This window comes from Pseudoduganella flava (genome assembly GCF_007830495.1).
Lineage (GTDB): Bacteria > Pseudomonadota > Gammaproteobacteria > Burkholderiales > Burkholderiaceae_D > Rugamonas > Rugamonas flava.
Genome location: NZ_VLKW01000014.1, coordinates 1 through 11,240, shown reverse-complemented (window position 1 = coordinate 11,240; position 11,240 = coordinate 1). Strand labels below are relative to the sequence as shown.

The 11,240-nt window shown below is 66.4% G+C and carries 11 protein-coding genes; 3 read left to right on the top strand and 8 right to left on the bottom strand.

Translation table 11 applies throughout. The features are described 5' to 3' along the window. Positions 1–3 precede the first annotated feature (3 nt). The 7 genes from IP92_RS26890 to IP92_RS26855 form a co-directional block, all read right to left on the bottom strand. On the bottom strand, positions 4–1,209 hold the full coding sequence (locus IP92_RS26890; protein WP_145881176.1) for an efflux RND transporter periplasmic adaptor subunit: 1,206 nt from the start codon (positions 1,207–1,209) through the stop codon (positions 4–6). Between the two features lie 280 nt (positions 1,210–1,489). Continuing rightward, entirely contained in the window at positions 1,490–1,777 is a 288-nt protein-coding gene (locus IP92_RS26880; protein ID WP_145881171.1) for a hypothetical protein, read from the bottom strand. Between the two features lie 197 nt (positions 1,778–1,974). Next, positions 1,975–2,655 carry an ABC transporter ATP-binding protein gene (locus IP92_RS26875; protein WP_145881169.1) on the bottom strand — a complete coding sequence of 227 codons (681 nt, stop codon included), beginning with the start codon at positions 2,653–2,655 and terminating at the stop codon, positions 1,975–1,977. Positions 2,656–2,677: 22 nt separating this feature from the next. Further along, positions 2,678–3,457, bottom strand: coding sequence for a phosphonate ABC transporter, permease protein PhnE (phnE, locus tag IP92_RS26870; RefSeq protein ID WP_229419003.1), 780 nt, complete (start codon positions 3,455–3,457; stop codon positions 2,678–2,680). 2 nt (positions 3,458–3,459) lie between these two features. Further along, positions 3,460–4,305 (bottom strand): PhnE/PtxC family ABC transporter permease, encoded by an 846-nt coding sequence (locus IP92_RS26865; RefSeq protein WP_145881406.1) that lies wholly within the window; start codon positions 4,303–4,305, stop codon positions 3,460–3,462. Then, positions 4,305–5,165, bottom strand: a complete 861-nt coding sequence (locus tag IP92_RS26860; RefSeq protein WP_229418992.1) for a phosphonate ABC transporter ATP-binding protein — start codon at positions 5,163–5,165, stop codon at positions 4,305–4,307. Before IP92_RS26860 ends, IP92_RS26865 begins: the two co-directional genes overlap by 1 nt. Positions 5,166–5,180: 15 nt before the next feature. After that, positions 5,181–6,047 (bottom strand): putative selenate ABC transporter substrate-binding protein, encoded by an 867-nt coding sequence (locus IP92_RS26855; RefSeq protein WP_145881165.1) that lies wholly within the window; start codon positions 6,045–6,047, stop codon positions 5,181–5,183. A gap of 154 nt (positions 6,048–6,201) precedes the next feature. Here IP92_RS26855 and egtD point away from each other — a divergent pair, with 154 nt between their 5' ends. Together egtD and egtB are read left to right on the top strand one after the other, a co-directional pair. After that, positions 6,202–7,215, top strand: a complete 1,014-nt coding sequence (gene egtD, locus IP92_RS26850) for an L-histidine N(alpha)-methyltransferase (RefSeq protein ID WP_145881163.1) — start codon at positions 6,202–6,204, stop codon at positions 7,213–7,215. A 9-nt stretch (positions 7,216–7,224) separates the two neighbouring features. Further along, positions 7,225–8,478, top strand: coding sequence for an ergothioneine biosynthesis protein EgtB (gene egtB, locus IP92_RS26845; RefSeq protein ID WP_145881161.1), 1,254 nt, complete (start codon positions 7,225–7,227; stop codon positions 8,476–8,478). A gap of 42 nt (positions 8,479–8,520) precedes the next feature. Here egtB and leuA read toward each other — a convergent pair whose 3' ends face one another. Then, entirely contained in the window at positions 8,521–10,218 is a 1,698-nt protein-coding gene (gene leuA / locus IP92_RS26840; protein WP_145881159.1) for a 2-isopropylmalate synthase, read from the bottom strand. Positions 10,219–10,851: 633 nt separating this feature from the next. Between leuA and IP92_RS26835 the strand changes: the two genes are divergently transcribed. Continuing rightward, the coding region (locus IP92_RS26835) for a DUF4372 domain-containing protein (protein WP_145876619.1) at positions 10,852–11,240 on the top strand (389 nt) is incomplete at its 3' end.

Sequence of the window (11,240 nt, the reverse complement as noted above, 5' to 3'; positions counted from 1 at the left end):
CGCTTACCCCGCTTTCGGCGCGGCGCCTGCCTGGGCCGGCGCATCCGGGTCCGCATCCATCGGCACGAGCTTCGGTGCCACCGGCGCGCCGGGGCGCACCCGCTGCAGGCCGCCGACAACGATCTTCTCGCCCGGCGCCAGGCCCTTGCGCACGACGCGCAAGCCGTCGGCGGCCGGGCCCAGCGTCACCGGGCGGTACTCGGCCTTGTTGTCCTTGCCGATGACGAACACGTACTTGCGGTCCTGGTCCGTGGCGACGGCGCGGTCGTGGATCAGCAGGGCGCGCGAGGTGCCGCCGGCGCCGGTGCTGCCGCCGGACAGCTGCACGCGGGCGAACAGGCCCGGTACCAGGGTGCCGTCCGTGTTGGCGAACGTGGCGCGCATGCGCACGCTGCCGGTGGCCGTGTCGAGGCGGTTGTCGATGAATTCCAGCTTGCCTTCGTGCGGGAAGCCCGTCTCGTTGGCGAGGCCGATCTTCACGGCCACCGGCTTGCCGCCCTGCGCCCGGCCGCGCACGCGCAGGTAGGTGTCCTCGTCGCCGTCGAAGCTGGCGTAGATGCGGTCGGTCGACACGACGGATGTCAGCACGGCGGTCTGGTCGACCAGGTTGCCGACGGTGATCTCGGCCTTGCTGACGCGGCCGTCGATCGGCGACGTGACGCGGGTATAGGCGAGGTTCAGCCGCGCCGTCTCGACTTCGGCCTGCGAGGAGCGGGCGGCCGCCTCCAGGTCCTTCAGGCCGGCCGAGCGCTCGTCGAACTCGCGCCGCGCGATGGCCCGGTCGGCCAGCAGCCGTTCGGCACGCTCGAGTTCCACCTTGGCGAGGCCGGCGCGGGCGCGCGCCGAATTCGCGTTCGCTTCCGCGCGCGCCAGCTCGGCCTGGTAGGGGCGGGCATCGATCGTGAACAGCGGCTGGCCCTTCTTGACGAGGGCGCCGGGCGAGAACTGCACGGCCGTGATGTAGCCGGGCACCCGCGGGCGGATCTCGACCCGCTCGATCGCTTCGAGGCGCCCGGAAAATTCCTGCGTCTCAACGATTTCCTTCTCGACGACGGTCGCGGCGGACACGGGGGCGGCCTGCGGCGCCCCGGCGGCGGCCGTGCTGCCGGCCTCGCTTTTGGCTTGGTCACAGCCGGCGACAAGGACCAGCGACAACGGCAGGGACAGCGCGGCGCACAGGCGCAGCGCACGGTGGACTCGCTTCGTCATTGCTACCCTCCGAATACGGCAGGCATGCCAATGGGCCAGTGTAGGCACGGTGGGGGATGCAAGCATCTCCCTAAAGTGAGAGGTTGAGCAGCCGGGAAAACAATGAACGGGACAGTGGAGGGTGCGGCGGAACGGGCAGCGGCAGGGAAAGCGGAAGAGAAAGCGGCAGAGAAAGTGGAAGAAGCGGTGGAAGCGGCAGCGGCAGAGTAAAGCGGAGGGGAATCAGGGGCGCCGGGGGTGCGATGCCGGCGCCAGGCATTGCATGATCAGCGATTGCTGTTCAATGCACGGACGCATTGGAAAGTTCTTTCAATTCGCGGATGCTCATGTCCGATTTCTCATGCATCCTCAGCAGGATCGTCGCCCCGACTGCCAGCTTGCGGTGGCGGATCTTGCTGATGATCGGCGGCTGCACCTCGAGCACGCGGCACAGTTCCGCGTCGTTCTTCAGATTCATCCGTTCGATCAGCGTGTCCAGCAGCTTGTTCGGGACGAAGCTCGGCGGCTCCAGTGCCCGTGCCCGGTTCATTGCCTCAATTAACTCCAGCTTTTTTTGCCTTACGCTCATTTTGCTCCTCCCTGATAAAAGAAAAATGCGTGAAGAAGGCTTTGTCGGCCACTTTGATTTGCGACTGAATTGCTGACTTAGTGGCTACTTTCGTTGGCTTGATGGAAAATACAGTGGTATTAATAACCAAGCAAGTTATTTAAATCATACTACGGCTGCGAAAAAAAGCGCGCGTTCTAGACGAAAAATATGACGCGTTAATGACGCTGGCGCTTGACGACTGAAGCGTCTTGTAATCCAGCGCGCGTAAGGATGAGAGTACGGTCGGCCATTGCCGCGGCCGCTTCCGAATGCGTCACCATGATGGTGCAGGCGCCGCTGGCGCGAATTTCCGTGCGCAGCAATGCCAATACGGCATGCGCTGTTTCCGGATCGAGATTGCCGGTCGGCTCATCCGCCAGCACGAGGGCGGGGCGGTGCACCAGCGCGCGGGCGATCGCCACCCGCTGCATTTCGCCGCCGGACAGCTCATGCGGATACGATTGTTCGCGGCCCGCCAGGCCCACGGCCGCCAGCATCTCGGCGGCGCGCTGGCGCGGCAGGCCGTTCAGCAGCAGCGGCAGCGCCACGTTCTGCAGCAAGGTCAGGTGGGGCAGCACGTGGAAGGCCTGGAAGATGAAGCCCATCCGCTGCCGGCGCAGCCGCGTGGCCGCGTCGTCGTCCAGCGCCGCCATCGCCACCCCGTCGACGAGGATGGCCGGCTGCGCGCTTGGATCGGGGTGGTCCAGGCCGGCGATCAGGTTCAGCAAGGTCGACTTGCCGACCCCGGAATCGCCCATGATCGCGACGAATTCGCCCGCGTCGAAGCGGTACGACAGGCCGGCCAGCACGGGGTGGCCTGGCGCGTAGGATTTGCTGAGGTGGCGCAGTTCGAGCATGGGGGAGTCCAATTTGTGGGGCTTAGCGCGTCAGCGCGCGCCGCAGCGCGAAGCTGATCGCATCGACCAGCGCGACGAGCAGCAGCATCGCCAGGATCACGGTCGCCGCCTTCTGCATCTGGAACAGCGACAGGTGGAACTTCAGCATCTGCCCCAGCCCGCCGGCGCCGACGACGCCGAGGATGGCCGCCGCGCGGATATTGTTCTCCCAGCGGTACAGCGTGTACGACAGCATCTGCGGCAACGTCTGCGGCAGGGTCGCGTAGAAGAACGCGGCCATCGGCGAGGCGCCGTTGGTGCGCAGGCTCTGCTCCGGCAGCGGCGCGGCGTTTTCCAGCGCGTCCGCGAACAGCCGGCCCAGCACCCCGGCCGTGTGCGCGGCCAGCGCCAGCGTGCCGGGGAAGGGCCCCAGCCCGGCGGCGATCAGCAGCACCGAGGCCCACACGAGTTCCGGAATCGAGCGCAGCACGTTCAGCACGGCGCGCACGAAGCCGCGCAGCGGCCGGCCGAAGCGGCCCGCGGCGGGGATCGCCAGCAGCAGCCCGGCCGCCAGCGCCAGCAGCGTGCCGAGCGCGGACATCGCCAGCGTCTCGGCCGTGGCGGTCGCCGTCTTCATCAGGAAGCCGCTGGCCATTTCCGGCGGCGCGAAACCGGCGATGAACTCGGCCGTGCTGCCCAGCGCGTCGGCCGTGAAGAAGGCGCCGAAATGCAGCGGCAGGCTGGCGAAGCTGGCCACGACGAGGCCGGCCAGCAGCAGCGCGAACAGCGCGCCGGACCAGCGGCGCGGCGGCGGCGAAGGCATCGTCATCCGAGGCGCCTCCGCAATTGCTTCGACACGAAGTCGGCGCCGGCCACCAGCAGCACGAACACGAGCAGGATCGTCGCCACTTCGCCGCCGGCCAGCATCTTCATCGATTCATCCATCCGCTGGCCCAGGCCGCCGGCCCCGACGAAGCCCATCACGACGGAGCCGCGGATCGCGCACTCCCAGCGGTACACGGTGTACGACACCAGTTCGGACGCCGATTCCGGCAGCGCGCCATACAGCAGCGCCGCGAGGCGCGAGCTGCCGTTGGCCAGCAAGGTGTCGCTGGCATGGCGCTCGGACGATTCGAGGATTTCCGCATACACCTTGCCCAGCATGCCGCAATAGGTCAGCGCGATGGCCAGCACGCCGGCCGTCGGGCCCAGGCCGATGATGCGCACGAACAGCAGCGCCCACACGAGTTCCGGCACGCTGCGCAGCAGCACGAGCAGCCAGCGCACGGCTTGCCGCACGGCGCCCGGCAGGCGGCCCATGCGGCCCGTGCCCAGGCGCGAGATCGACAACCGTTCGGTGACGAGCAACGTGGCGGGAATGGCGCCGGCCAGGGCGAGGGTGAGGCCGCACGTGGCGATGGCGACCGTCTGCCACGTCTCGCGCAGCACCAGCGCGAGGAAGGCGGGATCGTGCGCCGGCGGCACGAACGCGGCAAGGAAGTGCAGCGTGGCCGCGATGCTGTCGCGGTCGAACAGTGTCGCGGGCTTGAATTCGCTGGCCACGACCATCGGCCACAGGATCAGCAGCGCCAGCACGGTGGCCGTGACGCGGCCGCGCCAGGCGGGGTCGGGGTGGCGGGCGGAATAGGGGGCGGTGGCGATCGGGTGCATCACAGGCAGGCACCGACGGCCAGTTTCGCCGGCAGGTCGCCAGGCGCCGGCGTATTGGCCGGCGGCTGTTCGTTCAGGTACAACTCGTCGATCATCGCTTGCGTGACGCGCTCGCGCGGCAGGTCGAACGCGACGCGGCCATCCTTCAGCGCGACGATGCGGGGGAAGTACGCCAGCGCCAGGTCCACCTGGTGCAGGCTGCACACGAGCGCCGCGTTGCGGGCGGCCGCTTCCTGCTGCAGCGTGGTCAACGTCAGCTGGGACAGCGCGGGGTCGAGCGCGGACAGCGGCTCGTCGACCAGGAGAGCCTGGCCGGTGGACAGCAGCAGCCGCGCCAGGCCGCAGCGCTGGCGTTCCCCGCCCGAAAGGCGGTCGACGCGCGCATACAGCTTGTCGCCCAGGTTGAAGCGCGACAGCGCGCGCCACGCGCTTTCCGGGTCGGCCGGCTTGACGAGCGAGACGAGCGCCTGCCACAAACTCCATTGCGGCAGCCGCGCCGCCAGCACGGCCGTGACGACGCGCTGGCGCGGCGGCAGCGGCGGCGTCTGCGGCGCCAGGAACAGGCGCCCGCGCAGCTTGTGGCGCTCGCGCTCGTTCAGCGTCCACGGATCGGTGCCGAACACCTCGAAGGTGCCCGTGTCGGGCCGGTGGCTGCAGGCGAGCGTGGCGAGCAGGGTCGTCTTGCCGGCCCCGGAAGGGCCGATCAGCGCGATCTGCTCGCCGGCATGCACGGTGAGCGCGATGTCGTGCAGCGCGTGCGCGCGGGTGCCGCCCTGGTGGCGGGCGGTGACGCCCGCCAGGCGATAGACGGGAGGGTGGGCAGGGGCGGCAGCCGTGGGGGCGGCGCGGTCTTGCATCATTGCTTATTTCCCGGATTACTTCTTCAACAGGCCGGCGTTCTTTGCTGCCGCTTCGATCGCGGTGTAGTTCTCGGCACGGGTGGGAATGAACTTGGTGGCACGCTGCAGGGCGAGGATTTCCTTGCCTTCCGGCGTGTTCGCGTCCAGCGCCAGGAAGGCGTCGGTGATCTTCTTCTTCAGGTCAGCCGGCATGTCGGCACGCACCGTCCAGTTGTAGTCGTAGTACGGCGGCGTCGTGTAGAACACGTGCACCTTGTTCGTATCGACCTTCTTCTCGGCGACGAGCTTTTCCCATACCGAGATGTTCAGCGCGCCCGCATCGACCTTGCCGCCGGCGACGGCTGCCACGGTGGCGTCATGCGCGCCGGAGAAGGCGATGCGTTTCAGGTCGCTGTCCGGATCGATCTTCGCGGCCAGCAGGAACGAGCGGGGCATCAGGTGGCCGGACGTCGACGACTCGGAGCCGAACGACAGCGTCTTGCCCTTCAGGTCCGCCAGCGACTTGATGGCGGGCGACGTGGTGATGAACACGGAGCGGAATTTTTCGTCTTCCATGCGCTGCACCAGCGGCACGACCTGGCCGTGGCTGCGGTCCTTGGCCTGCACGAACGTGAAGCCGCCGAACCACACCATGTCGAGCTTCTTGTTGATCAGGCCTTCGACGGAAGCGGCATAGTCGGTCACCGGCGTGAACTCGACCTTCATGCCGGTCTTCTTCTCCAGGTATTCGCCGAGCGGCTTGAACTTGCGCTGCAGTTCGGTCGGCGCTTCGTCGGGAATCGCGGAAACGCGCAGCACCTGCTGGGCATGGGATGGAACGGAAAGGAGGAGGGCGCCAGCGGCGACAACGGCGCCGAACGCGCGACGGGAAATGGAAGTCATTGGTAAGAAAGTAAAAGATTATTATTGAAAGTGCTGCTCGCGAACGCCGCGCGTCTCGCTCTTCTGCGGGGCGCCCGACTTTCGGTAATGGGCTATCATAGCAAAACTGCCTTCGCGGTCCTGACTGTCAGTAACACCAAAAGAAAGAGACGCCATGCCACCGACCCGAACCTTGCGCGGAACCTCGGCCCTGCGCGTAGTCCCGGCCGAAGTATCCGACGCCCAGCACTGCCAACCCGCCGGCGATGCCGCGACGATCGCGGAAATCACTGCCGGCCTGCTGGCGCCGCACGCGGCGACATCGCCGAAATACCTGTACGACAGCCTGGGTTCGCGGCTCTTCGAAGCGATCTGCGAACTGCCCGAGTATTATCCCACAAGGACGGAAGCGGCGATTTTCGCCCGCTACGGCGCCGACATCGCCCGCCACGTTGGGCAGGGCAGTACGCTGGTCGACCTGGGCGCGGGCAACTGCGCGAAGGCAGCCAGCCTGTTCCCCTTGCTCGAGCCGAAACATTACGTTCCCATCGACATTTCGCGCGATTTCCTGAACGAGGCCGTGAGCCGGCTGCGCCAGCGCTTCCCGCGCATCGAGATGACGCCGCTGGCGCTGGACCTGTCCAAGCCGTTCGCGTTGCCGGCATCGGTGGACGCGCGGCGCCGCGTGTTCTTCTACCCCGGTTCGTCGATCGGCAATTTCGCGCCGCACGAAGCGATCGCGTTCCTGCGCCGCATCCGCGAGAACACGTCCGCCGACGGCGGCCTGCTGATCGGCGTGGACCTGATCAAGGATGCGGCCGTGCTCGACGCGGCGTACGACGACGCGATCGGCGTCACTGCCGCGTTCAACCTGAACATGCTGCGCCACCTGAACCACCTGGCCGGCGCCGATTTCGACGTGCGCCAGTGGCGCCACGTGGCCTTCTTCAATGCCGAGGAAAGCCGCATCGAGATGCACCTGGAAGCGCGCACGGCATTGACGGTGCGCTGGTGCGGCGGCGAGCGCCACTTCGAGCGCGGTGAACGCATCCACACGGAAGACAGCTACAAGTATACGCCGGCCAGCTTCACGGACGTGCTGGCGCAGGCCGGCTTCACGACGGACACCGTGTGGACGGACGATGCGCACTGGTTCGCCGTCATCCACGCGCGTGCCGCCGCCGCATAGGAGCCGCCCATGCAGCTGAACGATCCCGCCATCTGGAGCGCGCGCTTTCGGGCCGTGCGCGAACATTCGCTGGCGCTGGCCGCGCCGCTGTCCATCGAGGACTGCTGCGCCCAGTCGATGCCGGACGCCAGTCCGATCAAATGGCACCTGGCACACACGACGTGGTTCTTCGAGACCTTCATCCTCGAGACGATGGAGCGCGACTTCGCGCCGTTCCACCCGGCGTTCCGCGTGCTGTTCAACTCCTACTACAACGGCGTCGGCGAGAAGCACCCGCGCCCGCAGCGGGGCCTGCTGACGCGGCCGTCGCTGGACGAGGTGCGTGCCTACCGGGCCGACGTCGATGCGCGCATCGCCGCGCTGATCGGCAGCGGCCTCGATAGCGATGCGCGCGCCCGCCTGGCCACGTTGCTGACCTTGGGCATGCAGCACGAACAGCAGCACCAGGAGCTGATGCTGACGGACGTGAAGCACCTGCTGGCGCAGAATGGCCTGAACCCGGCCTACCTGGACGTGCCGCTGCCACCCGCACCCGCGGCGTCGGCGCTGACGTGGCTGCCGTTCGACGGCGGCGTGACGGACGTCGGGTATGAAGGCGACGGCTTCTGCTTCGACAACGAGCTGCCTCGCCACCGTCAATACGTGGAACCTTTCGAACTGGCCTCGCGCCTCGTGACGAACGGCGACTACCTGGCGTTCATCGAGGCGGGCGGCTATCGCGACCCGGGCCTGTGGCTCGCGGAAGGGTGGGACTGGGTGTGCACGCAGGGCTTGCAGCAGCCGCTGTACTGGCGCCGGGACGACGCCGGCAACTGGTTTGAATTCACGTTGACGGGCTTGCAGCCGCTGGACCTGAACCGGCCATTGACGCACGTGTCGCTGTTCGAAGCGGACGCGTATGCGCACTGGGCCGGGGCGCGGCTGCCGACCGAAGCGGAGTGGGAACACGCGGTGCGCGTCGCCGGCGTGGTGCCGGGCGCGCCGCTGCAGTTGCCGCATCCCGGCGGGGAGCGGCTTGCGGAAGGCTTGCAAGAGATGTTCGGCCACTGCTGGCAGTGGACCAGCAGCAGCTACACGCCGTACCCGGGCTTCAAGCCCGCGGCCGGCGCGATCGGCGAATACAACGGCAAGTTCATGGTGAACCAGTACGTGCTGCGGGGATCGTCGTGCGCGACCCCGGCCGGCCACACGCGCGCCAGCTACCGGAATTTCTTCCCTGCCGGCGCGCGCTGGCAGTTCACGGGGATACGGCTGGCGCGGTAAAGGTGCCGGTGCGCCGCACCGGCACTAGCGCTAGTAGTGCGATCAGGCCGCGGCGCTCGCCGCCGGCGCACCCGCCACTTCCTTCTGCTGCAACTGCCGGTTCACCGCCGACAGCACCGCCTTGAACGACGCGGTGACGATATTGCTGTCGATCGCCGCACCGAACAGGGTAGGGCCGTTATCGAGGCGCAGCTCGACGTAGCAGGCCGCCTTCGCATTGGCGCCATGGCCGATCGCGTGCTCGTGGTAGTCCATCAGCTTCACGTCCAGGCCCAGCGCGTCGACGAACGCGTCGATCGGGCCGTTACCGCCGCCTTGCAGCGCCATCGCGGCGCCGCGGTGCAGCAGCGCGATGTCGATCTGCACCGGCTCGTCGCTGCTGGTGTCTTCCGTCATCTTGTGCGACACGTAGGCATACGGCGCCGACTGCGCGAGGTATTCGCGCTCGAAGATCGCGTGGATGCCTTCGGACGTGATCTCCAGGCCCGTCTCGTCGGCCACTGCCTGCACGGCGCGCGAGAACTCGATCTGCAGGCGGCGCGGCAGCACCAGGCCGTAGTCCTGCTCCAGCAGGTAGCTCATGCCGCCCTTGCCGGACTGGCTGTTCACGCGGATCACCGCGTCGTAGCTGCGGCCCAGGTCCTGCGGGTCGATCGGCAGGTACGGGATCTCCCACAGCGCGCCTTCCTTCTGCTGGGCGAAGCCTTTCTTGATCGCGTCCTGGTGCGAACCGGAGAACGCTGTGAATACCAGGTCGCCCACGTACGGATGGCGCGGGTGCACGGGCAACTGGTTGCATTCCTCGACGACCTTGCGTACCGAGTCGATGTCGGAGAAGTCCAGGCCCGGGTGCACGCCCTGCGTGTACAGGTTCAGCGCCAGGGTCACCAGGTCGACGTTGCCGGTGCGTTCGCCGTTGCCGAACAGGCAGCCCTCGACGCGCTCGGCGCCCGCCATCACGGCCAGTTCGGCAGAGGCGACAGCCGTGCCGCGGTCGTTGTGCGGGTGGACGCTGATGATGATCGAATCGCGGCGTTCCAGCTTGCGCGACATCCATTCGATCTGGTCCGCGTACACGTTCGGCGTGCTGCATTCGACGGTCGACGGCAGGTTGATGATCATCTTCTTCTGCGGCGTCGGCTGCCAGATCGCCGTGACGGCATCGCAGATGCGCTTCGAGAAGTCCAGCTCCGTCGTCGAGAACGATTCGGGCGTGTATTCGAAGCCCCAGTTGGTTTCCGGGTGCTGCGCGATCAGTTCCTTGACGAGCTTCGTGCCCGTCGTCGCGATGTTGACGATCTCCTCGCGCGACATGTTGAACACCACCTTGCGGAACACCGGCGCCACCGAGTTGTACAGGTGGACGATCGCGCGCTTCGCGCCCGCGGCCGCGGCCACCGTGCGGCGGATCAGTTCATCGCGCGACTGCGTCAGCACGATGATCGTCACGTCGTCCGGAATGCGGTTTTCCTCGACCAGCTTGCGGACAAAATCGAAGTCCGTCTGCGACGCCGATGGGAAGCCCACTTCGATTTCCTTCAGGCCCGTCTTGATCAACAGGTCGAAGAAACGCAGCTTCTTCTCGATGCTCATCGGTTCGATCAGCGCCTGGTTACCGTCGCGCAGGTCGGTGCTCATCCAGACCGGCGGCTTGGTGATCGTATTGTTCGGCCACGTGCGGTCGGTGAGCTGGACGGGCGGGAAGGCGCGGTATTTCGCGGCAGGGTTCTGCAACATCATGGTGTACTCCTGAGTTCTCGAATGGGGGGGAGGACCGCGGACGGTCCTGCGATTGCTTCAATCCGGATTGCTGTAGTGCGTGTGGCGGCGGGCTGCCTGGTGGGCCACGGGGCGCTAGACCAGGCAACCGATCGGTAGCGATAGCGCGAGGGCGCGCGATGCCACGCGTGCAGCAGGCACGACGGGTGCGACGGATGGACTATGGATGGCCGTGATGAACATCGGTGCAATCTTTCCTGTTGAGACTGGTGCGGCTCGTGGCCGGCTTGGAGTACAGCTTGTTGCGACGCGCGCAGGGGTGAAGCTCAGGCGCGTGCTAGTAGGCGCGTTGCCAGCGGTAGGCCGGCAAGCGATAGCAGGAAAGCGGATAGTTGCAGATGCGTGAACATGCTCCCAATGTAAGAGAACATGAAAGCGGTTGTCAAGATAAAAGATAAAATCGGTGTCAGACACCGTTTTCCAGGCAATCAGTTGCCGGAAAACTGGTGTCTGACACCAGTAGTGTCCCAACGTAGCAGCGGTCGGACGCCGTAACCGTCTGATTCGAAGAGGGATTTTGCCCTTTTAGTCTGGTCTCGATTTCAATTTCTGGCGCAGACTTGGAGCCTTTGCGGGAAACCGCGAAGGGCTCCTATGCACAAGGGCAAACTCGTCTTCGCGCAGGTCATGACGCATCTGCCGCTTACTACGTTTAGGCGCTGCGTCGCCGCGCATCGCGGAGACTTCAAGGTGAAGGAATTCACTTGCCTGGACCAGTTCTTCGCGATGGCGTTCGCCCAGCTCACGTACCGTGAGTCCCTTCGTGACATCGAGCTCAATCTCAGAGCTCAAGGGGCGCGCCTGTATCACATGGGCTTTCGCTGCTCGACGATTTCCCGTAATACGCTGGCCAATGCCAACGCGACGAGACCTTGGCAAATCTATGCCGATCTGGCCCAGCACTTGATCGGCATCGCCAGGCCGCTGTACGCAAGCGATCCGTTCGGCGTGGACCTCGACGCGACGGTGTACGCCTTTGATTC

Bases quoted from the DNA above. Each gene is read 5' to 3' on its own strand.
- leuA (WP_145881159.1), bottom strand. From the start codon at position 10,218: ATGATGTTGCAGAACCCTGCCGCGAAATACCGCGCCTTCCCGCCCGTC.
- IP92_RS26860 (WP_229418992.1), bottom strand. From the start codon at position 5,165: ATGATGCAAGACCGCGCCGCCCCCACGGCTGCCGCCCCTGCCCACCCT.
- IP92_RS26890 (WP_145881176.1), bottom strand. From the start codon at position 1,209: ATGACGAAGCGAGTCCACCGTGCGCTGCGCCTGTGCGCCGCGCTGTCC.
- IP92_RS26880 (WP_145881171.1), bottom strand. From the start codon at position 1,777: ATGAGCGTAAGGCAAAAAAAGCTGGAGTTAATTGAGGCAATGAACCGG.
- IP92_RS26855 (WP_145881165.1), bottom strand. From the start codon at position 6,047: ATGACTTCCATTTCCCGTCGCGCGTTCGGCGCCGTTGTCGCCGCTGGC.
- egtB (WP_145881161.1), top strand. From the start codon at position 7,225: ATGCAGCTGAACGATCCCGCCATCTGGAGCGCGCGCTTTCGGGCCGTG.
- egtD (WP_145881163.1), top strand. From the start codon at position 6,202: ATGCCACCGACCCGAACCTTGCGCGGAACCTCGGCCCTGCGCGTAGTC.
- IP92_RS26875 (WP_145881169.1), bottom strand. From the start codon at position 2,655: ATGCTCGAACTGCGCCACCTCAGCAAATCCTACGCGCCAGGCCACCCC.
- phnE (WP_229419003.1), bottom strand. From the start codon at position 3,457: ATGCCTTCGCCGCCGCCGCGCCGCTGGTCCGGCGCGCTGTTCGCGCTG.
- IP92_RS26865 (WP_145881406.1), bottom strand. From the start codon at position 4,305: ATGCACCCGATCGCCACCGCCCCCTATTCCGCCCGCCACCCCGACCCC.